At 65.4% G+C, this 22,341-nt stretch carries 22 protein-coding genes; 7 read left to right on the plus strand and 15 right to left on the minus strand.

All coding sequences use genetic code 11. The features are described 5' to 3' along the window. Positions 1-94: 94 nt before the first annotated feature. Positions 95-1,210: a YVTN family beta-propeller repeat protein gene (locus HDG39_RS15585; protein ID WP_221305758.1), complete on the minus strand. Its 1,116-nt coding sequence runs from the start codon at positions 1,208-1,210 to the stop codon at positions 95-97. Between the two features lie 179 nt (positions 1,211-1,389). Between HDG39_RS15585 and HDG39_RS15590 the strand changes: the two genes are divergently transcribed. The 5 genes from HDG39_RS15590 (at position 1,390) to gph (ending at position 5,032) form a co-directional block, all read left to right on the plus strand. Beyond that, complete coding sequence (locus tag HDG39_RS15590) at positions 1,390-2,142, plus strand: energy transducer TonB (protein WP_260327884.1); 753 nt, start codon at positions 1,390-1,392, stop codon at positions 2,140-2,142. A gap of 58 nt (positions 2,143-2,200) precedes the next feature. Continuing rightward, positions 2,201-2,968: a MotA/TolQ/ExbB proton channel family protein gene (locus HDG39_RS15595; protein WP_184006794.1), complete on the plus strand. Its 768-nt coding sequence runs from the start codon at positions 2,201-2,203 to the stop codon at positions 2,966-2,968. Next, on the plus strand, positions 2,959-3,381 hold the full coding sequence (locus HDG39_RS15600) for an ExbD/TolR family protein (RefSeq protein ID WP_184006796.1): 423 nt from the start codon (positions 2,959-2,961) through the stop codon (positions 3,379-3,381). The genes HDG39_RS15595 and HDG39_RS15600 overlap by 10 nt, the downstream gene beginning before the upstream one ends. Before the next feature lie 146 nt (positions 3,382-3,527). Then, on the plus strand, positions 3,528-4,349 hold the full coding sequence (locus HDG39_RS15605; RefSeq protein ID WP_184006798.1) for an HAD family hydrolase: 822 nt from the start codon (positions 3,528-3,530) through the stop codon (positions 4,347-4,349). After that, positions 4,340-5,032 carry a phosphoglycolate phosphatase gene (gph, locus tag HDG39_RS15610; protein WP_184006800.1) on the plus strand — a complete coding sequence of 231 codons (693 nt, stop codon included), beginning with the start codon at positions 4,340-4,342 and terminating at the stop codon, positions 5,030-5,032. Before HDG39_RS15605 ends, gph begins: the two co-directional genes overlap by 10 nt. A 9-nt stretch (positions 5,033-5,041) precedes the next feature. Here gph and HDG39_RS15615 read toward each other — a convergent pair whose 3' ends face one another. The 8 genes from HDG39_RS15615 to HDG39_RS15650 all read right to left on the minus strand — a co-directional run bounded on the left by HDG39_RS15615 (position 5,042) and on the right by HDG39_RS15650 (position 14,127). Beyond that, positions 5,042-5,704 (minus strand): ankyrin repeat domain-containing protein, encoded by a 663-nt coding sequence (locus tag HDG39_RS15615; RefSeq protein ID WP_184006802.1) that lies wholly within the window; start codon positions 5,702-5,704, stop codon positions 5,042-5,044. Positions 5,705-5,719: 15 nt separating this feature from the next. After that, a complete protein-coding gene (locus HDG39_RS15620; protein ID WP_184006804.1) occupies positions 5,720-6,340 on the minus strand; it encodes a c-type cytochrome in 621 nt (206 codons plus the stop codon). Beyond that, entirely contained in the window at positions 6,337-8,070 is a 1,734-nt protein-coding gene (locus HDG39_RS15625; protein ID WP_184006806.1) for a pyrroloquinoline quinone-dependent dehydrogenase, read from the minus strand. Before HDG39_RS15625 ends, HDG39_RS15620 begins: the two co-directional genes overlap by 4 nt. Before the next feature lie 289 nt (positions 8,071-8,359). After that, complete coding sequence (locus HDG39_RS15630; protein WP_184006808.1) at positions 8,360-9,232, minus strand: VOC family protein; 873 nt, start codon at positions 9,230-9,232, stop codon at positions 8,360-8,362. 135 nt (positions 9,233-9,367) lie between these two features. Next, positions 9,368-9,796 carry an RT0821/Lpp0805 family surface protein gene (locus HDG39_RS15635; RefSeq protein ID WP_184006810.1) on the minus strand — a complete coding sequence of 143 codons (429 nt, stop codon included), beginning with the start codon at positions 9,794-9,796 and terminating at the stop codon, positions 9,368-9,370. Between the two features lie 16 nt (positions 9,797-9,812). Beyond that, complete coding sequence (locus tag HDG39_RS15640; RefSeq protein ID WP_184006812.1) at positions 9,813-11,564, minus strand: SulP family inorganic anion transporter; 1,752 nt, start codon at positions 11,562-11,564, stop codon at positions 9,813-9,815. 82 nt (positions 11,565-11,646) lie between these two features. Then, positions 11,647-12,606, minus strand: a complete 960-nt coding sequence (locus tag HDG39_RS15645) for a DUF2950 domain-containing protein (protein ID WP_184006814.1) — start codon at positions 12,604-12,606, stop codon at positions 11,647-11,649. A gap of 9 nt (positions 12,607-12,615) precedes the next feature. Next, positions 12,616-14,127 carry a DUF3300 domain-containing protein gene (locus HDG39_RS15650; RefSeq protein ID WP_260327888.1) on the minus strand — a complete coding sequence of 504 codons (1,512 nt, stop codon included), beginning with the start codon at positions 14,125-14,127 and terminating at the stop codon, positions 12,616-12,618. A 330-nt stretch (positions 14,128-14,457) separates the two neighbouring features. Here HDG39_RS15650 and HDG39_RS15655 point away from each other — a divergent pair, with 330 nt between their 5' ends. Continuing rightward, entirely contained in the window at positions 14,458-14,931 is a 474-nt protein-coding gene (locus HDG39_RS15655; protein ID WP_184006818.1) for a glycine zipper family protein, read from the plus strand. A gap of 18 nt (positions 14,932-14,949) precedes the next feature. After that, positions 14,950-15,537: a hypothetical protein gene (locus tag HDG39_RS15660; RefSeq protein WP_184006820.1), complete on the plus strand. Its 588-nt coding sequence runs from the start codon at positions 14,950-14,952 to the stop codon at positions 15,535-15,537. Between the two features lie 15 nt (positions 15,538-15,552). Here HDG39_RS15660 and HDG39_RS15665 read toward each other — a convergent pair whose 3' ends face one another. The 6 genes from HDG39_RS15665 to HDG39_RS15690 all read right to left on the minus strand — a co-directional run bounded on the left by HDG39_RS15665 (position 15,553) and on the right by HDG39_RS15690 (position 22,256). Further along, entirely contained in the window at positions 15,553-16,572 is a 1,020-nt protein-coding gene (locus tag HDG39_RS15665) for a hypothetical protein (protein ID WP_184006822.1), read from the minus strand. A 19-nt stretch (positions 16,573-16,591) separates the two neighbouring features. Then, entirely contained in the window at positions 16,592-16,849 is a 258-nt protein-coding gene (locus HDG39_RS15670; RefSeq protein ID WP_184006824.1) for an RNA-binding protein, read from the minus strand. A 20-nt stretch (positions 16,850-16,869) separates the two neighbouring features. Then, positions 16,870-17,658 carry an enoyl-ACP reductase FabI gene (fabI, locus tag HDG39_RS15675; RefSeq protein WP_018424544.1) on the minus strand — a complete coding sequence of 263 codons (789 nt, stop codon included), beginning with the start codon at positions 17,656-17,658 and terminating at the stop codon, positions 16,870-16,872. A gap of 12 nt (positions 17,659-17,670) precedes the next feature. Further along, entirely contained in the window at positions 17,671-18,846 is a 1,176-nt protein-coding gene (locus tag HDG39_RS15680; RefSeq protein WP_184006826.1) for an acetate/propionate family kinase, read from the minus strand. A gap of 4 nt (positions 18,847-18,850) precedes the next feature. Beyond that, a complete protein-coding gene (locus HDG39_RS15685; RefSeq protein ID WP_184006827.1) occupies positions 18,851-19,840 on the minus strand; it encodes a phosphate acetyltransferase in 990 nt (329 codons plus the stop codon). Positions 19,841-19,919: 79 nt separating this feature from the next. Beyond that, positions 19,920-22,256 carry a DUF3141 domain-containing protein gene (locus tag HDG39_RS15690; RefSeq protein WP_184006829.1) on the minus strand — a complete coding sequence of 779 codons (2,337 nt, stop codon included), beginning with the start codon at positions 22,254-22,256 and terminating at the stop codon, positions 19,920-19,922. Positions 22,257-22,341: the final 85 nt, after the last annotated feature.

Genomic DNA, 22,341 nt, shown 5'->3' on the forward strand with positions numbered 1-22,341 from the left:
CCATTCTCGTACAGCGGTACAAGACAGGAAGTTAGTAGCAACTCAGCAAAGCTAACGGACCCCGCATCTGCAACAGCTCATTCGCCCGCTTCGCTCAATGCGATTCGATCGAGCCGTCGCTGTGCGGATACGTGACGATGCCCCACGCGAGCGGCAGCTCGCCGATCTGCTTGAGCGGCTGATAGCTCTTCGCGTCGAGCACGTAGACCGCGTCGGAGCGACCGCACGCGACCATCAGCTTCGAGCCGTCCGGCGTGAAGCTGAAATGCCAGCAGCGCTGGCCGACCGGCACATCGGCGACATGTTCGAAGGTGTGGCCGTCGAACACCTGCACCACCTTGTCGCGCGCGGCGGCCACGAAAAGCCGCTGACCATTCGGGCCGAACGCGACGCCATAGGGACCAAGCTTGGTGTCGACGGTCTTGACTACCTCGAACGTGCGCGCGTCGATCACGACGAACTTGCTGAGCGACTCCAGCGTGACAACATAATGCTTGCCGTCAGGCGACAGCCGAATGCCGCGCGGCCGCCCGCCCGCCGCGAGCTTCACGGTTCGGATCGGCGCGCCGGTTCGAGCGTGATAGATCGACACCGTATCGTCGCCTTCGTTGGTGACCAGCATCATCTGGCCGTCGCGCGAGAATTCGATGCCTTCGGTTTCATGGCCGCTCGTGACCGAACGGATCACGTGCCAGTTTTTCATATCGATGATCGCGATTTCGGCGGGCGGCTTGTTCGCGTCGTCGTCGTCCGCGCCGGGCTTGTTGCCCGCGTTCGCTTCGGGCTGATTGTCTCCCTTCGCGTCGGGTTTGGCTCCCGGCGGCCCGCCGTCCTCGCCGGGCTCGTAGGTCACGTACGCGTAGCCGTTGCGCACCCGCACATATTCAGGATTTTTGCCGATCTTCACGCGCTGGACGACCTTGCCCGTGGCGGTGTCGATCACCGCGAGATCGTTCGTGTTCTTGTTGGCAACCAGCAGACGCGTGCCGTCGGCGTTCAGGCTCAGGCCCCGCGGGCCATCGGCGCCGACCGGAAAGGTCTGCGTGAGCGTCATCTGGTCGAGATCTATCACGCCGACGCCGGCCTTCTCGCTCGTCACGTAGGCGAGCGGCGCGGCCGCGGCATGCGCGGCGCTCGCGGCCAGCACGAGCGCGCAGGCCAGCGCGAGGGAACGGCGTGGTGGTCGGGGGGAAATCCGTGTCTCCAGCATCGTTGTACTCCGGGTTGATATGGCGGCGCCGCGATGATTCGCGTCATCGTTTCAAGGTAGCCCACCGGGCGATTGTTTGACAACGCGGATCGGCGGGAGATTTTCCCGAATTGCTTCGCGCCGGCCGTTGCGGGTTTGAAAAGCAGGGTCGGCGGGGGACAATGAGCGCGGAGGTGGCGATGATGCTGCAAGTTGCCATGGTGAACCCAGGACGTCCTACGAATGCCACGGCCGCTTACCGTCGCGCGGCCATCGTGCTGGGCGCCGTGATCGTCGCGCATCTGGTGCTGCTCGCCATCGCGTTGAGCGCGCGTAACCGGATCGTCGAGCGTCCGGTCGAGCCGCGCACGATCACCGCGTCGCTGCTGAGCCCCGAGCCTCCCGCTCCGGTTGTTTCACCTCCCGTGCCGCCCCCACCCGCCGCTGTCGTTCCGACAGCGCCCACGCCGCCCGTCACGCATCCCACCGTGCGCGTCAAACCTGCGCCGCAGCCGCGCGCGCAGGTGCCGCGCAGGGTGGAAACGCCGCTACCCACGCCGTCCGCGTCGCGTGAAAGCACCGCACAAACCGCCATGCCCGCCGTGCCAACGACCGCCGCGCCGTCGACGGCATCGGCTCCCGCCGCCCATCCGGCGGTGCCCGCGTCGACCGAGCCGCGCAACGTATCGCATGTCGACTGCTCGATTCCGAAGCCCGACTATCCCGACATCGCGAAGCGGCGCGGCGAGCATGGCACGGCGATCGTGCGTTTCGTCGTCGGGCTGAGCGGGCATATCGAAACGGCGCAGTTGCAAGCCAGCAGCGGCTCCACGCGGCTCGACGACGCGGCGCTCGCCGCCGTCCATGCGGGCGCCTGCCAGCCGTACACCGAAAACGGCACGCCGGTGCGCGCCGCGTACTCGCAGTCGTTCGTGTTCGGACTGACCGAGTGACGCAACAGGGTGAGCGCACCGCCAAACAGACCAGGGACACCAAACGAAGGAACTCGCCATGCAACACTACGGACTCGCAAACGTTTGGGATTCAGGTGATATCGTCACGCGCGGCATTCTGAGCGTGCTCGTGATCATGTCGGTGCTGTCGTGGACGGTGATCATCGTGAAGCTGTGGCAGCTGATCCGCCTCAGGCGCGCAACCCGGAGCGACGCGCGCTTCTGGAGCGCGGACCGCTTCGACGACGGGCTGCGCAGCCTCGGCCATCAGGAATCGGGCACGCACGACAACCCGCTGCTCGCGCTCGCGCTGGCGGGCCATGAAGCCGCGACGCACCATCGGCAGACGCAGCAGCATCTGCACGACCGCATCGACGTGTCCGACTGGATCACCCGGCGTCTGCAAGACACGATGGACGAGACGATCGCGCGCCTGCAAAGCGGCCTCGCGATTCTCGCGTCGATCGGCAGCACCGCGCCTTTCGTCGGGCTGTTCGGCACCGTATGGGGCATCTACCATGCGCTGATCGTGATCGGCGAGACCGGTCAGACCTCGATCGACCATGTCGCTGGCCCGGTCGGCGAGTCGCTGATCATGACGGCGTTCGGGCTCTTCGTCGCCATTCCCGCCGTGCTCGGCTACAACGGTCTGACGCGCGCGAACCGCTCGATCGTCGCGCGCCTGAAGCGCTTCGCGCACGGCTTGCACGCGTACTTCGTGACCGGCTCGCAGTTGCCGTCGAGCGCCGGGCCGCAGATGCGTGTGGTGCCGCGCGGCACCAACGCGACGAACGCAAACCGCGACGGAGACCTCGAATGGCAATGAGCCCTTTCTCCGACGACGACGATCAAGGTCTGATGAACGAGATCAACATGACGCCGCTCGTCGACGTGATGCTGGTACTGCTGATCATTTTTCTCGTCACCATTCCGGCGCTGCAACACGCGGTCAGGATCGATCTGCCGCACGCGAGCAGCCAGCCGGAAGCGGTCAAGCCCGCGCACGTGGACGTGGTGGTGCAGGCGGACGGTACGGTGCTGTGGGACGGTCAGCCCGTGAGCGACGACGGCTTACGCGCGCGCATCGCGCAAGCCGCCCTCGCGACGCCGCAGCCGGAGCTGCATTTGCGCGCCGATCGCAAGGTGCCGTACGAGCGTGTCGCGATCGTGATGTCGGCGGCGCAGCGCGGCGGGCTGACGAAGCTGGGCTTCGTGACCGACCCGCGGTTGGGCAAATGACGCGGCGCGGCGTGCGTGTTCGGTGCGTGCCGGCACATAAAGTCCCGCTTATCGGCGGCGAAAGAATCTCTGAATTTGAATCGGCGGACGGCTCGGCTATCGTGGTGCGTGTCTGAACGGCACCCCACCCTCGCGAGGACCGCACGATGCAAGCCCTCATCTTCGACGTCGACGGCACGCTCGCCGACACCGAGACTGCTCATCTGCACGCATTCAACGCCGCGTTCGCGGAAGCGGGCCTCGACTGGTTCTGGGACGAAGCGCTCTATTCCAGCTTGCTGAAAGTGGCGGGCGGCAAGGAGCGTCTGCTGCATTACTGGCGCACGGTCGAGTGCGAGGAAGCCGGGGGCCCGCGAGCGCGAGAGGCCGTCGACGCGCTGCACGCGCTGAAGACGCGCCACTACACCGAGCGCATGCGCGAGCGCGGCGTGCCGCTACGACCCGGCATCGCGCGTCTGATCGACGAGGCGAACGAGGCCGGTCTACGCGTGGCGATCGCGACGACCACCACTCCCGCCAACCTTGACGCGCTGCTGCAAGCGCATTTCGGCGCCAGTTGGCGCCATCGCTTCGCGGCGATCGGCGACGCCGGCACCACGCCGGCGAAAAAGCCCGCCCCCGACGTCTATCGCCACGTGCTCGAACAGCTCGGCTTGCAGCCCGCGGCCTGTCTCGCCTTCGAGGACTCGCGCAACGGCCTGCTGGCAGCGCGCGCCGCGCGCGTGCCCGTCATCGTCACGCCGAGCGCTTTTACCGCGCATGAGGACTTCGATGGCGCGCTGGCCGTGCTGCCTCATCTCGGCGATCCGCACGCGCCGATCGTTCCGATGGTGCGCGGCGAATGGCATCGCTGGGTGGATCTGGCGACACTGCGCCGCTGGCATCGAGACGCCACGCGTCGTCCCGATTCGGCCGCGCACGGCGCGCTGAACCCGGACCAGGCGAACGCGAGCGCGTCATGGCAATGAACCGCGACTACCACGCTGTCCTGATCGATCTCGACGGTACGATGGTCGATACCGCGCCGGACATCGTCGCGGCTGCCGGCCTGATGCTGACGGACTTCGGCGCCACGCCGCTGCCGTACGACACGGTGACCGGCTTCATCGGCAACGGCGTGCGCAAGCTCGTGCAACGCTCGCTCGATGCTGCGGGCCTCGGCGAGCGCGTCGAACTGGACCACGCGCAGGCCGTGTTCGAGCGGCACTACGCGGTGACCAACGCGGCGCTGGGTCGGGTTTTTCCTGGCGTGATGGCCGGGCTGCGCGCGTTGCAGCAGCACGGCTACCGTCGCGCATGCGTGACCAACAAGCCGCAGGCGCTGGCGGCGGCGCTGCTCGACAAAACTGGTCTTGCCGCTTATCTGGACGGGCTGGTCGCGGGCGACACCGTGGCGAGCATGAAGCCGTCGCCCGAGCCGCTTTGGCACGCGTGCCGGCTCCTCGATGTCGAGCCCGAACGTTGCGTGCTGGTCGGCGATTCATCGGTCGATGTCGCGGCGGCGCGCGCGGCCGGTCTGCCGGTGTTCATCGTCAGCTACGGCTATGGCAGCGCGAGCGGCGCCGACCTGCCGCGCTGCGACGCGCTGATCGATTCGTTCGAGGCATTGCCGGCGATTCTGGCGCAAGCGCGGCCGGCATTGCGCGCGTGATTCGAGCCGCTAACCCGCCGACAACAACCCCGCGACCCGCTCCGACTTCGTCTGCACCGCGATATCTTTCGCCGTCATCCCCCGGTTGTCCTTCAACGACCGGTTCGCGCCGCGCGCGAGCAATAGCTGGGCGGTCTCCGCGCGATCGTATCCCGCCGCCCACATCAGGGCGGTCAGATCGTTCTTGTAGGTCCGGTTCACGTCGACGCCCGCATCGAGCAATTGACCGACGACCTTCGTTTGCCCCTGGCCGGCTGCGTATTCCATCGCGGTCTTGCCGACGCGATCGGTCGCGAGCGGATCGGCGCCATGCGCGAGCAGCAGCGCGACGATCTCGTCGAAGCCACCGTAGGCGGCGGCCATCAACGGTGTATCGCCCGGCGCGTTCGCATGCTGCACGTTCGCGCCGCGCTCGATCAGCGTGCGCGCCATCGCCGTATCGCCCTTCTTGCACGCGGTGACGAGCGCGGTGTCGCCGATCCGGTTCATCGCATCGACCGACGCGCCGCGCTGCAGCGCCGCGACGACCGACTGCCGATCGTCGTCCTTCGCGGCCGCAAGCAGTTGGCGGTTGATTTCCCCCTGGTCCTGCGCGAGCGCCGGCACCCATGCGCCGAATGCGGTGGCGAGCAGAACGGCGGCCGCAAGCGGCCGAGCGAGCATGTCTGTCATGGTGTCTTCCCCGTGCTACTGCAGATTGTTGATATAAGCGGCCAGATGATGAATGTCGTCGTCGGACAGATTACGCGTCACGCTGGTCATGTTGCCCGCATCGTTGGTGCGTGTGTGCGAGCGGAAGTCCTGCAACTGCTTGACGATGTACTGATAGTGCTGGCCCGCGACGCGCGGAATCTCGTTCTGCCCCGAAAAACCGCCCAGGTGGCACATCGTGCACAGCACCTCGGCCGCCTTCTTGCTGCCCGCCTCGATGCTCGCGCCATCCGCGTTGAACGGCACCGAGACGGGCTTCTGCGCGGCGAAGTAGTCGGCGAGGTCCTGCATGTCCTCGCTCGACAGGTTCGCCGCCATCGGCGACATGCGCGGATCGCTGCGCCGTCCCTGCTTGAAGTCCTTCAGCTCCAGATACAGATAGCGCGCGGTTTGCCCGGCCAGAATCGGATAGTCCGGACTGGTCGAATTGCCCATCGGTCCATGACAGGCCACGCACACCTGCGCTTTCGCCTTGCCCGCCTCGGCGTCGGCGCGCGCGCCCGACGGCAGCCATGCGGCGATCAATCCGCCGCACAGCAGCGCCATCCATGCAGCGCGCGCCCCACCCGGCGCTCCCCGCAGCGCCGGCCGCCTCATGGCACCGCGAACACGACGACGCTGTTGCCGCGCTTGAAGTCGATCTGCGTATTCCCGCCCGCCGCGACCGCGATGTACTGCTTGCCGTTGACCGTGTACGACACGGCCGGCGCGTTGACGCCCGCGCCGCACTGGAACTCCCACAGCTTCTTGCCGCTGGCGGCATCGAACGCGCGGAACAGGCCGTTGCCCTCGCCGTTGAACACGAGCCCGCCCGCCGTTGCAAGTACGCCGCCGATCAGCGGCTGGTCGGTCTTGTAGTCCCACGCGATCTTGCCGGTGTCGACGTTGACGGCCGACAGCTTGCCCCATTGCGCCTCGGACGGAATCACCTTGAAGGCGCCGCCGAGCCACAGCTTGCTGCCGCCCGGATAGGCGGCGTCCTCGACCTGGTACGTCATCGGCTGATGCAGGTTGGCCGCGTAGACGAGGCGCGTTTGCGGATCGAACGCGATCGGCGACCACTCGACGCCGCCGTTCGCGCCCGGCAGCATGCGCGCGCCGGCCGCTGTCGGCAGGGTCCACATGTTTTCCTGCGGAATCATCGCCTGCGAGAAGCGGATCAGACGGCCGGTCGCACGATCATGCACGTACACGTGACCGGTCTTGCCCGCATGCACGATGCCGGGGATCATCTTGCCGTCGTTGTCGCGCACGTCGATCAGCACCGGCGGGCTCACTGCGTCGAGGTCCCAGACGTCGTGCGGCACGTACTGGTAGTGCCATTTGTACTTGCCGGTGTCGAGATCGATCGCGACGAGCGAATCCGTATAGAGGTTGTCTCCCGGCCGGATCGCGCCATACAGGTCCGGCGACGGGTTGCCGACCACGAAATACACCGTGTGCGTTTTCCGGTCGACCGCCGGCGTCATCCACACACCGCCGCCGAGCATCTTGTAGAAGTCGCCGCCCTTGTCGGCCAACTGCTTCTTCTCCGCGTCGATGTCGCGCTTCACGTCGCGGCCGGTCGCGTCTTTGGTGGCCCACACGCCTTCCTGGCCGGTTTCCGGAATCGTGTAGAAGGTCCACAGCAACTGGCCGGAATTCGCGTCGTACGCCTTCACGAAGCCGCGAATGCCGTACTCGCCGCCGTTCGTGCCGATCAGCACCTTGCCGTCGACGACCGTCGGCGCCATCGTTTCCGAGTAGCCCTCGTCGGGATTGGCGATCTGGCTTTGCCACAGCACGTTGCCGGTTTTGGCGTCGAGCGCGACGAGCTTGGAGTCGAGCGTGCCCATATAGAGCCGGTCACCCGAAATCGCGACGCCACGATTGTTCGGCCCGCAACAGAACGTCGTGACCGGACCCATCTTGTGCTTGTAATGCCAGAACTCTTTGCCCGTCGTCGCATCGATCGCGTATACGTGATTGAACGACGTGGTCAGGAACATCACGCCGTCCTTCACGATCGGCGCCGTTTCCATCGACTCGTTGACGGCCGTCTGGAAGATGAACGCCGGCCTGAGCTTCGCGACGTTCGTCCGGTTGATCTGCGCGCCGGGGTAATAGCGCGTCTGCGCGTACGAGCCGTTCGAATGGAGCCAGACCGCCGTCATGCTGCCGGCGCGATCGAGCTGATCCTGGGTCACGGGCTGAAGCGTCGATGGCACCGGCGCGGCGGTGGTGGTCGAGCTGTTCTGTACTTCGTCGGCGGCATGAGCCGCAGGCAAGCCGAACGCGATGGCGAGCAGTGGCAGGCCGACAATTCCCTGAATACGGTTGAATGGCATGAGCGTCTCCTAGCTTTTTATTGTTCCTATGAATTGCAGCGCAGGAGTGCGACATGGATCCACGCGGACGACAGCGTGAAAGAGCACGATGGCGCAACCCTCGCAGACAACAAAAGCGTACGACTTCGAATCGTTGTTAGCTTTGTCAGGACGGGTCGGCTTCGCAGAGTGGGGAGAAGTGATGCACGGGTCCGCGGAAAACCGGCTCGTTTAAGGGTAGGCGATGTGTTGTGGATTTTCTAGATTAAATCGTTAAGGAGTGGCGAGCGATCATCGCTCGTCGAGCTGATCAGAACCGGCCGCCGCGCGAATCGGCCCCCTGCTGATAGTTCCGGTTGGTCTGTTCCGGATTCCGGTTCACCAGCGGGCGCGCGTAAAGTGGGTGATGCAGGCTCCGTACTTCGTGTTCGAGCCGGAAGCAACGCTCTCCGGATGACAGATCGAGCAGGTCGGCAAACCGGTATTGATGCGGCTCTTCTCCATATACCAGACCTTTTTCGGCGAGCCGCGTGAACGGCCCCGAAAAAGCAGCGGCGTAAATCGCGATGTGGTGTCCGTCGTATTCAGGAATGGGCTTGGTGGTTTCCGCGTACAGCAGTTGCTGATGCGTGCCGATATCGATCACCGCACGGTGCAATCCATGCTTCTCTTCGATGTCGACGGTCGCATCGAACATATCGCGGTAGAAGCGCGCGATAGGCAACGCGCTGCCGACCGGCACATCCATCTTCACGAACGCGATGCCCAGATCGATTTCCGACCACGGAGCCGACGCGGATCGATTGAAAGGATCGAGGCACTCGTAGCGGTTGCCCCACGGACACGTCACTTCGACACTGCCTGCGCGTTCCGTCCAGCCGAACGCGGTGCCGGCGAGCAGCGGTTCGACCAAGCGCAGCCGCCTCACCAGCGCTTCGAGCTCGCCGACCACGAGACCGACACTGCCGCGCAGACGTTGCGCCGCCCCGTGCGGCAAGTGAATCTGCGACCGGCCGATGTTGATCCACATATTCTCGACCCCGGTCATCACGAACGGATCGCGCGTGAGCCCAAGGCCGGTGACGTAGAAGGCGGTCGCGAGAATCTGGTTGGGGGTTTTCAGGTTGACGTGTTCGAGCAGGATCAGATTGCCGGTATCGTCGTTAGCGTAAGAGTGTTCCATGTGTTTGCCTTGTGCATGAGCCGCGAAACGCAGGACAAATTATGCATCAACAGGGCAAGTGGTACGTGCTCGCGCAACTCGGACGGCGTGGCGGCGCCGCCATGTCGAGAGGCGTACGAAGCGACACGCATGCGCTTATTGCTTCAGAATCTTCCACGGCCCATTGCCGGTTTTGCAGACGATCGGCGTCCACGTTTGGGTCTGTCCTTTCGCGACCGCGGTCAGCGTCGCGGTCCGGCAGGTTCGATCGCCGTCCTTCGTCGTGTCTCGCGGCGTCACCGTGCCCTTGATCGACACGGAATTGCCCGTGCCCGCATTGCTCCACTCGTACGATTCGCCATCCTTTTTTGTATCGAGCGCCTTTTGCGCCGCGTCGTTGAGCGCTTTACGGTCGGCCTCGCGCATGTAAGTAACGGGCGTGTCTTTCAGAAAGTTCAGGTTCGCTGCGTAACACAACATGGGGCTGGCGAGCAACGCCGCTGCCGCAAGCCACTGGGTGATCGTGTGGGCGTACGCGGCGTCGAGTGCGGGCGCGCCCGCGCCAGGACGAAATTGACGTGACATGGGTTTCTCCTCGAGTTCATCCGCGATCCGCGTCGTCCGCGAAATCGCCGTTTTGCTGGAATGCGTCGACGACGTCGGCCACCGAGCCGCGTCGGCCGATGTGGCCGACACGAACTTCGAGCCCCTCGGCGCGCAGCATGTCGCGCACGTCCGCATGCGCGCCGACGACCCTCATCGCCGCGCCCGCGGCCTTCAGCGCGCCGTGCATCGCTTCGAGCATGCGCGCGCCCGCCAGATCGACGACCGCCGATGCGGACAGATCGCAAATCACGAGCCGGACCGGTTCGGGTGCGGCGTGGATCATGCGCCAGATCGTCTCGCGCACGTGCTCGACGTTGAAGTACAGCAACGACGCTTCGACACGCACCGCCAGCACATGCGCAATCGTCTCGTTTTCGGCATGACGTTCGAGATCCGAGAAATAGCGCGTGCCGGGAATACGCCCGAGCATCGCGATGTGCGGATGCGCGGCGCGGTGGATGATCAGTAGCATCGACACGAGCACCGCGACGATGACGCCCTTCAGGATGCCCAACAACAGCACCGCCGCGAACGCCACCATCGAAATCGCGAATTCGAAGCGGCTCACGCGCCATACATGACGCAGTTCGCCGACGTCGACGAGGCCCTTCACGGCCACGAGCACGATCGCCGCCAGCACGACGTTGGGCAGATTCGCGAGCAGTCCGGTGAGGAACATCAGACAGAAGCCGATCGCGAGCGACGCGAATACCAGCGCAAGCGCGCTTTTCGCGCCGGCCTTGTCGTTCACCGACGATTGCGAAAGCCCTCCCGCAACCGGGAAGGCCTGGAACAATCCCGCGGCCAGATTGGCCGCTCCGAGACCCAGCAATTCCTGGCGGGCGTCGATCTCGTAACCATGTGCCTGCGCGAGCGCGCGCGCGGCCGAAACGCTCTCGACGTATGCCAGCAACAGGCACGCGAACGCCAGCGGAACGATGCCGTCGACATCGCGCAGCCGCAGCCCTGGCAGACGAAATTCAGGCAAGCCCTGCGGCAGCGCGCCCACCAGCGTGAAGCCGCGGCTGGCCAGCGGCGTGACCGACAACACGACAATCGAAGCAGCGACGACGGCGAGCGCCACCGGACGCCCCGGCAAAAACTTTTCGCCGAGCAGCAGCAACGCGATGCAAACGAGGCCGAAACCGAGCACGCCGAGGTTGGTCAACGGAAGCTGCCCCCACAGCACGGCGATCCGTTCGAAGAAGAATTCGCCGCCGCCTTTCACCCCGAACAGCTTCGGCAGCTGGGTCATCGCGATCGTCAGCGCGGCGCCCGCCTTGAAGCCGAGCAGGATCGTCTCGCTGATGAAGCTGACGAGCGAACTCAAGCGCAGCAGCCAGCCGATCACGCACATGCACGCGATCAGCACGGACGTGAGCGCCGCGATCGAAGCCCAGCGCGACGGGTCGCCCCCGGCCATCGGCACGAGCGTCACGCCGACGAGCATCGAGATCGCCGAGGTCGGGCCGATCGCGAGCTGGCGCGACGAGCCGAACAGCGCATAACAGAGGCCGCCGACCAGATAGCCGTAGATGCCGTATTGCGGCGGCAAGCCGGCCAGCGACGCATAGGCGAGCGATACCGGAATGCCATAAGCCGCGAGCGTCACGCCGGCGACCGCGTCCTTCGCGAGCCATTGAGGCTGATAGCTTCGCAGCCACTGCGCGGGAGGAAACGCGGAGCGCCACCCGCGCGCGGGTGGCGTGGAAGACGCGCGGTCGGTGACGCTGGGTGGATGGTTCAACGTAGCGCCTCGAGTACGGAAGCGGACCTGACGGAAGCACGGGCGCACTGTACGGCCATCGCCTCAGCCAAGCCGGAGCGGCTCAGAGCGAATCCTTGATGCGCTGCCACGTGTGATCCGGATTGAACTCGGTCACAGGCGGCGCGTGCGCGCCACGGTCCTTCTGGTAGATGACGCCGTTGTTGCTGACCACGAAGGTCATCACGCCGCTCGTGCCGTACTGCGCCGGATAAGCGACCATCGCGAAACCCGCGATCATGTGGCCGTTGATCACGTAGCTGAACGCGCCGCCCGGCGCGTTCTTGCCCTGCCGCGTCAGGATGTTGAAGTGGTAGCCCCGGTAAGGATCGCCCGCCGCGTGGCCTTTCAGATATTCGGAACTCGCGGCGACGAGCGGGCCGAACGGACTCTCTTCTTCGTCGCTGTTTTCGTCGGAGCGCCAGTAGAGACCGTCCTGCTTGCCGGGTGTGCTGGCCAGCTTCTGCGCGTATTCGAGCAGGCCGTCGTGGTTCCGGTCGCGCGACGCGTATTGACGCTGCGCGTCGATATAAGCGTGCAGCACCTTGATCGCTTCGAGTTCGTTGGCGCCGATCCGTCGATTGATCAGTTCTTCTTCGCCCTGCGCGGTGGCGAAGCGCCAGGTGCCGTCCTCTTTGACGATCGGTATCGGCATCGGCCACGCCTCGTCGCCGACCAGCAGAATCCGCCGGTTCGGTCCCCTGTCGTCCAGCACGTGATAGGCGTCGAGCTCCTTGCTCGCCTTGGCCCAGTTCGCCTCGTTCTCCGCCTGGTCCGGCGATACCACGAGGCTCTTGTGCGCTTCGCCGAAGATCGCGACGAGCGACGCTTCGTCGTCGGTCTTCAGTGCGCTGGACAGCGCGGCGACCGCGTCTTCCGGGGTGGCGAAAGTGCGCTGCCCCGCGGCGAGCGCGGCGAACGGAACCGACAGCGCGAGCACCATCGCGCACAGCCGGCGAGATGTGGCCGCACGTCGCCGCGAATCGTCGCGTGCGCGCTTTCCGGTGATGCTTTGACCGCTCATGGCTGCTCCTTATCGCCGTCCGCCGCCGCGGCCGCCACCGCCACCGCCACCGCCACCGCCGGGCCGCGGCGAGAATCCACCACCGCCACCGCCACGGCCGCCACCGCCGGAGAACCCACCGCCACCGGAATTTCCGCCGCCACGCGTCGATTGACGGCTCGCCGCGCCGCGCGCGCTGTTGGCTTGCGCGTCGCGCGCCGAGCCGTAGCCGCTGAACGCATCGCCGCCGCCCGCAGGCGCCGCGCGCTGATTCACGTCGCGTGTGCCCGCCGACGCCGTCGGACGCTGGGACGGCTGCGGCCGCCCTTGCGCGCCAGCACCGCCGCCTGCGAAGTTTGCGCCGGCGCCGCCACCCGCGCCGCCACCTGCATAGTTTGCGCCGCCGCCCGCGCCGCCCCGGTTGCCGCCCGCCAACCCACCGCCCGCGCCCGCGCCTGCACCCGCGCCGCCGCCGCGCGACGGCGGATCGCCGACCCGTTGCGTGCGCGCCGAGCGATCCGAGATACCGCTGACCTGGCCCGGCTTCTTGTCCGAGGTCCACGCGGAGGTGCCCCCTCCCTGCCCGCGACCACCGCCGCGGTTGATGTCGTCCGTGTTGATATTGCCGCGCTCGACGTTCCTATCTCCGCGCTCGACGGTTCTATCGCCGCGCTCGACGTTTCTTTCGCGGTTGATGTTGATGTTGTTGTTGCCGCCGCCGCCGTAATGCGTTTGATAGTGCCCGCCGTTCCAGGCGGCGGTAATCGCCGCGCCCCAGATCAGCCCCGTCGCGAGCGCGGCGCCGGGCGCGTACGGATAGTAGTAGGCTGGATATGGCGTGGGCGCGTAGGCGTAGGTCACGGGCGCACTGGCCACCACGATGGTCTGCGGGTTGTACTGCGGCACGTAGATCACCTGCGGATCGGCCGGCTGGATCTTGATCACTTCCTTCTCGACGACCACGACCTGCTTGTCGTCGGATTTCAGATGCCCCGCCGACTGCGTTTGCCGCCGGAAGCGCTGAATCGCTTCGAGCACCGAGCCCTGATCGGCAACGACGGCCTCGCCGAGATTGATCGTCCAGTCGAGATCGGTGCTCATGTTCTTGACGATGCTGGGGTAATTCAGCAGCGCCTTCACCGGATCGTGCCACGCGTCGTTGAGCTTGAGCGACTTGTTGTTTTTGTACTGGTCGAGAAAGCGATCGGCCTGCACGATTTCGACGGGATAGGTGGAGGCAGGAAGAATGATCGCGATCAGGTCGTCCGGATATAGCGCGATCGGTCCGACGAGCTGGTCAAGCGTCGCCGCGGAAACGGGTGCGTTCGGGGCCGAGTTCGCCGGAGCGTTCGCGGCCGGCGCCTGCGCCAGCGACACCGCAGTGGAGAACGCGCCGCAGCACGCCAGAAGCGCGGCGCCCAGCACATGGCTGACGCGTCGCGCGCGCTTCGCCTCGCCGTCGAGCGTCGGCACGCGCCAGCGCCTGTCGAGCGCCGTTGCAAACGGGATGATGCGTGTACGAGCACGCGAATCGCGGTCCATCAATGCTTCCCCTTGCGCTTCGTCAGCGGCCCCGGGCTGAATGGCCATGATCTTTGACAGACAGTTGTCCGAAGCAATGGAAACGACCTGCACCTGTTGCATGAATACAGTTTGGAAACCATGGACGATATTGCAAATACGACCTTGGTCCGATTGCGCGCGACAGGCCCGCGAGACCATGATGAAAGCGAACCTGTCATTGCTGCGCATCCACCGCGCGGCAACCGGTCCCCCCAGAATTCCCATTCACGGGTGCCGGTTGCGCCCTCACGCCTGAGCAAACAGGCAGCCGGCGACTCGCACCCGCGTGTGCCCACGCAAGGAGCTGTCGTGAATAAGTCGACGAAATATGCCGTTATCGCCGCGTTGAGCGCGTCGCTATCGCTGGAAGGCCTGGCGCAATCGAGGCCGATTGCCTATCCGGCCAAAGGGCAAAGCCCGCAGCAACAGCAGCAGGACGAAGGCGCCTGCTATTCGTGGGCGAAGAGCAATACCGGCATCGACCCGACCATGGTCGCCAATGCCCCGCCCCCACCTTCCGGGCCCGCGGTGGGCGGCGGCGAGCGCGTGCAGGGCGCCGCGCGCGGCGCGGCCGGCGGCGCGGTCATCGGCGCGATTGCGGGCGACGCGGGCAAGGGCGCGGCGATCGGCGCGGCGACCGGCACGATGGTAGGCGGGTCGCGCGCGCGGCAGAACCGGCGCGCTGCCGCGGCACAATCGCAGTCGCAAACGCAGGGCTCGATGGACACGTTCAATCGCGCTTTCGCCGCATGCATGTCAGGGCGGGGTTACACAGTCAATTGATCGCGCAAGGAGAGCAGCATGATTAACCGCAAACTGATCATCGCGGCGGCGCTCGTGTGTCTCGCGAATACGGGGTTCGCTCAGACGGAGGCACCAGTCACGGTTAAGAGCGAGCCCGGCAAAGTCACCGTGTCGGGCACGGTCAAAACGACCGCGACGGTCGTCGGCATCGAGCCGGCAACGCGCACCGTCTTGCTCAAGGACCCGAAGGGCAGGGTCGTGCAGGTCGTGGTCGGAGAGGAAGCGCGCAACTTCGATCAGATCAAGGTCGGCGACGTGGTCAAGGCCGAGTATTCGCAGGCTCTGACCATCATGCTGAAAAAAGGCAACGCGCCGTTGACCGCCAACGAAACGCAAACGCTCGCTCGCACACCGGCGGGCGCGAAACCCGGCGGCTCGGCCTCGCGCGAAGTCACGATCATGGCTAACGTCATCGCGGTCGATCACCAGAGCGGCATGGTCACGCTTAAAGGCCCGCAAGGCAATACGGTGGATCTGATCGTGCAGGATCCCGAACAGCTCAAGCGGATCAAAAAAGGCGACCAGATGCAAGCGGTCTATACCGAGGCCGTGGCCATCTCCGTGGAGCCGGTCGCCGGCAAATAGCGAGCACGGCTCGCGTCAGATCAGGCGGTGCGCTTGCGCGAGGCCGCTGAGGGGAGGCGTAAAGTCCGCGCGTCGAAAACGCACCGTCGAGAAAACCCGTATCGCATTGGGACTCGCCGGCAGACGCGCAAGGCGAAACTCGATTTCGTGCGCGGGCCGCGTATCCCCCTCTTCCAGAACGACGTTCATCCGGTCGAGCCGGTACGTGCTCCTGCGCACGTAGAAATGCGCATCCGGCGCCCCCAGTACACCGCACATCACGTCGAGATGCCGCTCCAGCGCCTCTGTCTTCAGGCCCAACTGCGCCAGAGCCTGATCGTTCTCTTCGATCTGCGCCTGCAGCTTCGCCACTTCCGCGTAGTTCGACGTCGCGTCGCTACCAAGCAGCGAGCGCACGCCCGCCCCTTGCCGTTCGAGAATCGTCAGGCGCGTTTTCAGCAGCGCCCTTTCGCGTTGCAATTCGTCCTGCCGCGAGGTGTCGGCCTCGATCTTGCCGAGGGCTTCGAGCACGAGCTGATCGACGATCCGCAACATGATCTGGCGCCGCAACGCGGCTTCGGATTCTCCGCACACGCGCACCTGGTGATCGCTGAAGTTGATGGTCGTCTGCGCGAGATCGGTTTGCGTCGTCTCGCCGTATTGCCCGACGCCGAAAATACGCCGCTCATCCATGGCCATGCCGAGCACCGCGAATACCTGGTCGGCAGCGGGATGGTCGCTGAAGAACGTGTTCAGCTCGTGTGAGCGGTTGAAGACCGGGCAGACGTCGTCGGGTGTGGCGAAAAAGGCGTGGATATACGGGTCCGTCGCCCATGCCGCCGCGCTCGCTTCGCGCGCCGGCGGCACTTCATCGGCGAGCCGGAGCAGATAGGCGGTCGTGTGTTGCACGGCGGGCCGCAGGCGCGACGCATAATTGCGCGCGAGCCGCAACGACGGACAGAGCCTGACGATCCGCTCGACGATTTCCTTCGTCTGCTGATCGTCGCTCTCTTCGGAAGCGGTGCGCCTGCTCAGCCACCGCGACAGCAGACCCATGTCCGGCTCCCGTCGCCCGTCACGATTCGTCGCGCTCCGGCAACAGCTGCGCGACGATCGTGTGGTTCTTCCAGAACAGGTTATGGACGCGGTTTTGCAGTATGCGCAGCCCGTCCGTGGGCACGTCGTCGAAGACGACCACCGCGCCTGGCCGCGAGCCCGTGCCGTGCACCCGCTGGATCGAGCTGAAGCGCGGGAACCCGTAGCGAATCAGGAACTCGCCGATCTCTTCGTCGGAGACGCTTTCCTCGACGTTTCCAAGAAACAGTTCAGCCATGATGCTTACTCCTCCAGACCCTAGGCCACGATGTTCAATCCGCCGTCGATGTACAACGTAGAACCGGACACCCGCCGCGCATACGGCGTGGCCAGAAACGCACAGGTATAGCCGACGTCCATGATGTCGACGAGTTCGCCGAGCGGCGCGCGCTGCACCGCTTCGTTGAGCAGCAGCTCGAAATCCTTCAGGCCCGAAGCGGCGCGGGTCTGCAGCGGCCCGGGAGAAATCGCGTGCACGCGGATGCCCCTCGGTCCCAGCTCGAACGCCAGATAGCGCGCGCAGGCTTCGAGCGCCGCCTTGACGGGGCCCATCAGGTTGTAGTTCGGCACGACCTTGTTCGCGCCGTAGTAGCTCATCGTCAGCATGGTGCCGCCGTCTTTCATCAGCGGCGCGGCGAGGCGCGCCATCCGCACGAACGAATGGCAGGAGATGTCCATCGCGCTCAGGAAGCCCTCGCGCGACGATTGCAGCAAGCCGCCCTGCAGATCCGCTTTCGGCGCCCATGCAACGGCGTGAACGAGAATATCGAGGCTTCCCCATGTCTTCTCGATGCGGTCGAACACGGCCTCCATTTCGTCCTCGCCCGTTACGTCGAGCGGCATGAAGATCTCGGCATCGAGTGCTTTGGCGATCGGTTCCACATAAGGAGCCGCCTTGGCGTTCGCATAGGTGAGCGCAACGCTCGCGCCGAGGTCGTGAAACGCCTTCGCGCATCCGTACGCGATCGAATGCTCGTTGGCGACGCCGGTCACGAGGGCCTTCGCTCCTCGCAGAATCAAACTCGGTTGCTCGACAGCGACAGACATGGTGAAACTCCTCTATGGGGCGATAGCGCGCGTATGGCGGGCGATCATCAGTTCCTCGTTGGTGGGCACGACCCAGACCGGTAGCCTGCTCGAGGCGCGGGTGATCAGCGGGCCACCCGCCCGATTGGCCGCTTCGTCGAGTTCGGCGCCGAGCCACGCGGCATCGCGCACGATGCGCTCGCGGATCGCGACGGCGTGCTCGCCGATGCCGGCCGTCAGCACCAGTGCGTCGAGACCTTGCATCGCCGCGGCGAGACTGCCGAGTTCGCGCCCGATGCGGTAGGCGTAGACGTCGATGGCAAAGCGGGCACGCGGCTCGTCGCTGTCGAGCAGCACGCGCATGTCGCCCGAGATGCCCGACATGCCGAGCAGCCCCGAGCCCTTGTAAATGAGGTCCGCGATCGACTGCGTATCCATCTTCAGCTCGTCGAGCAGATAGAGCATCACGCCGGGGTCGAGGCTGCCGCAACGCGTGCCCATCGGCAGGCCTTCCACCGCCGTGAAGCCCATCGTGCTCGCCACGCTCTTGCCCGCGACCATCGCGCACATGCTCGCGCCATTGCCCAGATGCGCGACGACGGTGCGCCCCGCCGCCGCGGCCGGCGCGATCTCCGGCAGCACGCTCGCGATGTATTCGTACGAGAGCCCGTGAAAACCGTAGCGCCGCACGCCGTGGTCGGTAATCGAGGGGGGCAGCGCATAGGCCTGCGCGGTCTCGGTCTGCGTGCGATGAAACGTGGTGTCGAAGCACGCGACCTGTGGAAGGTCGGGACGCAGCTGCGCGAGGATGCGGATCGGGGTCAGGTTATGCGGCTGATGCAGCGGCGCGAGCGGGCTCAGGCTGTCCAGCTGGTCGATCACCTCGGAGGTCGCGAGGACGGGGCCGGCAAAGCGCTGCCCGCCGTGCACGACGCGATGTCCGACCGCCTTCAGTTGATTGCCGCCGCCGTGGTCGTGCAAAAAACCGCCCAGATATTCGATCGCGCCCTGATGGCCGAGCCGATGGCCATCGCCCCATTCGTGCGAGCTGGCATTACCGTCGCGGTCCGTCACGCGAAAACGCGGGCTCGTGTAGAGCGCTTCGATCTGACCGCGCAAAATGAGTTCGAGTTGCGCTTGTTGCGCGTCGAAGGCGCTGAACTTGAGGCTCGACGAACCTGCGTTCAATACGAGAATCACATCCGCCATGACGTCACCCGACCACTTTGCCGGCCTCGCGCCGTGCCTTGGCCACCAACGCGGCGACCGCGCACGACGCGAGACGCGTCGACAGCGAATCCGCGCGGCTCGTCAGAATGATCGGCACGCGCGCGCCGAGCACGATGCCCGCCGCGTCCGCGCCGGCGAGAAACGACAGGCTTTTCGCGAGCATGTTGCCCGCTTCGAGGTCCGGCACCATCAATACATTGGCGCGACCGGCCACCCGCGACTCGATCTGCTTGATGCGCATGGCTTCAATGCTGATCGCGTTGTCGAGTGCGAGCGGACCGTCGACGAGCCCGCCGGTGATCTGCCCGCGGTCCACCATCTTGCACAGCGCCGCCGCTTCCACCGTCGATGGAATTTTCGGATTGACGCTCTCGGTCGCGGACAGGATCGCCACGCGGACTTCGTCAAGTTTCAGCGCGTGCCCGAGATCGATCGCGTTCTGCAGGATGTCGACCTTCTCTTCGAGCGTCGGCAAGATGTTGATCGCGGCGTCGGTGATGATCAGCGCGTTCTCGTACCCGGGCACGTCCATCACGAAGCAATGGCTGATGCGCCGCTCGGTGCGCAGGCCGGTGTCACGGCGAATCACCTCGGCCATCAGCTCGTCCGTATGCAGGCTGCCTTTCATCAGGGCCTCTGCCTTGCCTTCGCGCACCAGTTGCACGGCTGCTGCCGCGGCGGCATGGCTATGCGGCGCATCGACGATCGTGAAGTTCGAAATGTCGATGCCGTGTTCGGCGGCAATCGCTTCGATGCGCGCGCGCGGCCCGACCAGCAGCGGCGCGATCAGTCCCAATCCGGCTGCTTCGACCGCGCCATTCAGCGAACTCTGGTCGCACGGATGCGCGACCGCTGTCGGCATCGCCGGCAGCGTCCGGCAGAAATCGATCAGACGTTGATACTTCGCGTGCTTTTCCATCGGCGTATTCCTCGTGTGTACGGTGCGTTGGATTCGTGACGCGTGGCACGCCATGCTGACGAGCGCCGTGCATACGGGCGCCCTGCACACGGTCCCGCCACGCTTGCGTCCTGCCGTGCATCGCGCCGGTTGCTCACGTGCGAGCGGAGTCAGGCAAACGTGCGTTGCGCTTGCGGCTCACGCGCGAACCCAGCACCGCGTGGATGCGTTCGAACGCCTCCTTTTGCGCGGCGTCGGGCGCGGTGTTCAACACGCGCTCGTCGCTCGCCAGCTTGTCGAGCAGTTGTAGAAAGCGCTCGCGGTCCTCGCTGTGGGAAAGCAGCTTCGGCAGCGTGGCTATCGCCTCGTCCGGTTCGAAGCTGACGATGATTTCCTGCTCGCCCCGGATCCGCCGCCAGTGATCGGGGCTGATTTCGGGCAGGTACTCCGCGTAACTCTCGGCGATCTCCTTGCGCATCTCCAGGCGCGCGAGCGGCAACGACCCGCCCTTGCGCGACAACAGATAGGCCGCGCGCGCGAGCGCCTCCGTGTAGCCGCCGTCGCCGATCGCCTGCAACGCCGTGCGCACGAACGGCAGCTCGCGCGGATCGATCGCGCCGGCTTGCGCGGCCACGCCATCGGCGGCCGGCTTGCTCAGATACGTCGCGTACAGATTCGCGTACACGCTGAAGAAGCTGGCCTCGGTCCCCGCGTCGCGCATCGCGCGGTAATAGTCCAGCGACGCGCTGATCATTTGCGAGCCGTTGTGTTCGAGCTTGCTCCACGGGTTATCGGCGGCGGCCCGCTGGCGATTCTCACGAACCGACTGCGCGGCCGCCGGCAGCCAGCCAAGCCACGGGTTCATCGCGGACACGGCCCAGCGCTGCCAGCGCAGCGGATGAAACTGGCGCAGCAGGCGGGCGCTCGTTTCGTTCGACATCGCCTGCACGAACGGCTGCGCGAGCAGTTCATACATGCGCTGATTCAGATTGGACACCGCGGCGACTGCTTCGAACGGCTTTTCGTCGATGCGGCCGAAGCGGTTGAGATGCGCGGAAATCTCCTCGAGCCGCCGCTCATGAAATTCGACTTCGTATTCGATCTCCCCGGCCGCGTTGCTGGTCTCGTTGATGGTCATGCCGTAGAGTCCCGGCGGGAAGGTTTCGATGGTCTCGAGCACGGACATGATCTGCTTGTGCTCCTTCTTCGCGACTTTCCCTGACACGAAAATGCCCAGATGCCCGATGTTCTGGTGCGTCAGACCGACGATCACCTGGCCGCGCGACTTGATCTCCTCGGTGCTGCCGTACAGGTCCGCCACCCAGTTGAACGCCTGTTGAGGCGGCGTGATGTTGTCCCCCATCGACGCGAACAGGATGATCGGCGAGCGGATTTCACGCAGATCGAAAGCCTGGCCGCTGCTGTTCGTCACTCCGCCCGACCACAGCTTGTTGCCGACGAACAGGTTGCGCGTGATCCATTCGATCTCCTCGCGATTCATCAGGTAGTAGCTGCCCCACCAGCGCTCGAATTCCAGAAAGCGTGGCGGCTCGGTATCGACGTTCGAGAACAGGTGGTAGTACTTGTCCCAGAACGTGTTGGCGGGATTCAGGTTCTCGAAGTTCTCCACCAGATACGCGCCGTCGAACTTGCCGTTGCCAAGATCCGCCGCGTACGACGCGAGCCACGCGCCGCCCAGCATGCCGCCCGCGTAACGCATCGGGTTGTCGCCCTCGCCTTCGCTCCAGGCCGCGCTCCAGTACGACATCGGCGCACCGTTGATGACGATCGGGCCGGTCTCCTCGGGGTCGGAGCTGGCGAGCATCATCGCCGCCCAGCCGCCCTGGCAATTGCCGATGATCGCGGGCTTCGGACTGTCGGGATGCAGCGCGCGCACCTTGCGCACGAATAGCTGCTCGGCGTTGCAGACGTCGAGCAGGGTCTGACCGGGCTCGGGGTCGCGAAAGAACACCACGAAGTAGACGGGATAGGCCGCGCGCAGCGCGATGCCCGCCTGCGAATCGTCCTTGAAGCCGCCAATGCCGGGGCCGTGCCCCGCGCGCGGATCGATGATCAGATACGGGCGTTTGCGCACGTCCACGCCCACGCCTTCGAGCGGACGAAGTTGCAGCAGCGCATAGTTGACCGGCCGTTCGAACGTGCGGCCGTCCAGCACCATGTCGTACTCGAAATGCAGCACCGGCGTGGGACCGCTGACGCTGCGTTCGACGAACTCGTTGCCGCGCCGGTACAGCGTGTCCCAGAACAGCAGCGAGCGCTGCGCGGCGTCCACCGTGTATTGCCACGCACTGAGCGGATCGAATGGCGCGGGCATCGCGCTTGCGGTCGGGGCGCCATCGTGATCGAGCCCTAGCGTTTCGGTGACCCGTTCACTGAGATGCCGCTGGGCGATTTGCGTGCGCTTCTGCAGCACGTGGGTGATTTTCGAGGCAATGTCCTGGCTTTGTGACAATAGCGTTTCAGCGTCCATCGGGAGACTCCTGAAAGGTGCGTGTCACGATCGGTGCCGAGGCACGCGCCGTGCATTGATTGAATCGTGGAGTTGGCCCAGAGCT

The sequence above is a fragment of the Paraburkholderia lebeckiae genome (assembly GCF_014201005.1).
GTDB classification, from domain to species: domain Bacteria; phylum Pseudomonadota; class Gammaproteobacteria; order Burkholderiales; family Burkholderiaceae; genus Paraburkholderia; species Paraburkholderia tuberum.

Bases quoted from the DNA above. Each gene is read 5' to 3' on its own strand.
- HDG39_RS15690 (WP_184006829.1), bottom strand. From the start codon at position 22,256: ATGGACGCTGAAACGCTATTGTCACAAAGCCAGGACATTGCCTCGAAA.
- HDG39_RS15625 (WP_184006806.1), bottom strand. From the start codon at position 8,070: ATGCCATTCAACCGTATTCAGGGAATTGTCGGCCTGCCACTGCTCGCC.
- HDG39_RS15645 (WP_184006814.1), bottom strand. From the start codon at position 12,606: ATGAGCGGTCAAAGCATCACCGGAAAGCGCGCACGCGACGATTCGCGG.
- HDG39_RS15630 (WP_184006808.1), bottom strand. From the start codon at position 9,232: ATGGAACACTCTTACGCTAACGACGATACCGGCAATCTGATCCTGCTC.
- HDG39_RS15620 (WP_184006804.1), bottom strand. From the start codon at position 6,340: ATGAGGCGGCCGGCGCTGCGGGGAGCGCCGGGTGGGGCGCGCGCTGCA.
- HDG39_RS15585 (WP_221305758.1), bottom strand. From the start codon at position 1,210: ATGCTGGAGACACGGATTTCCCCCCGACCACCACGCCGTTCCCTCGCG.
- HDG39_RS15670 (WP_184006824.1), bottom strand. From the start codon at position 16,849: ATGGCTGAACTGTTTCTTGGAAACGTCGAGGAAAGCGTCTCCGACGAA.
- HDG39_RS15605 (WP_184006798.1), top strand. From the start codon at position 3,528: ATGCAAGCCCTCATCTTCGACGTCGACGGCACGCTCGCCGACACCGAG.
- HDG39_RS15680 (WP_184006826.1), bottom strand. From the start codon at position 18,846: ATGGCGGATGTGATTCTCGTATTGAACGCAGGTTCGTCGAGCCTCAAG.
- HDG39_RS15650 (WP_260327888.1), bottom strand. From the start codon at position 14,127: ATGGACCGCGATTCGCGTGCTCGTACACGCATCATCCCGTTTGCAACG.
- HDG39_RS15635 (WP_184006810.1), bottom strand. From the start codon at position 9,796: ATGTCACGTCAATTTCGTCCTGGCGCGGGCGCGCCCGCACTCGACGCC.
- gph (WP_184006800.1), top strand. From the start codon at position 4,340: ATGGCAATGAACCGCGACTACCACGCTGTCCTGATCGATCTCGACGGT.
- HDG39_RS15615 (WP_184006802.1), bottom strand. From the start codon at position 5,704: ATGACAGACATGCTCGCTCGGCCGCTTGCGGCCGCCGTTCTGCTCGCC.
- HDG39_RS15600 (WP_184006796.1), top strand. From the start codon at position 2,959: ATGGCAATGAGCCCTTTCTCCGACGACGACGATCAAGGTCTGATGAAC.
- fabI (WP_018424544.1), bottom strand. From the start codon at position 17,658: ATGTCTGTCGCTGTCGAGCAACCGAGTTTGATTCTGCGAGGAGCGAAG.
- HDG39_RS15660 (WP_184006820.1), top strand. From the start codon at position 14,950: ATGATTAACCGCAAACTGATCATCGCGGCGGCGCTCGTGTGTCTCGCG.
- HDG39_RS15595 (WP_184006794.1), top strand. From the start codon at position 2,201: ATGCAACACTACGGACTCGCAAACGTTTGGGATTCAGGTGATATCGTC.
- HDG39_RS15685 (WP_184006827.1), bottom strand. From the start codon at position 19,840: ATGGCGTGCCACGCGTCACGAATCCAACGCACCGTACACACGAGGAAT.
- HDG39_RS15590 (WP_260327884.1), top strand. From the start codon at position 1,390: ATGATGCTGCAAGTTGCCATGGTGAACCCAGGACGTCCTACGAATGCC.
- HDG39_RS15665 (WP_184006822.1), bottom strand. From the start codon at position 16,572: ATGGGTCTGCTGTCGCGGTGGCTGAGCAGGCGCACCGCTTCCGAAGAG.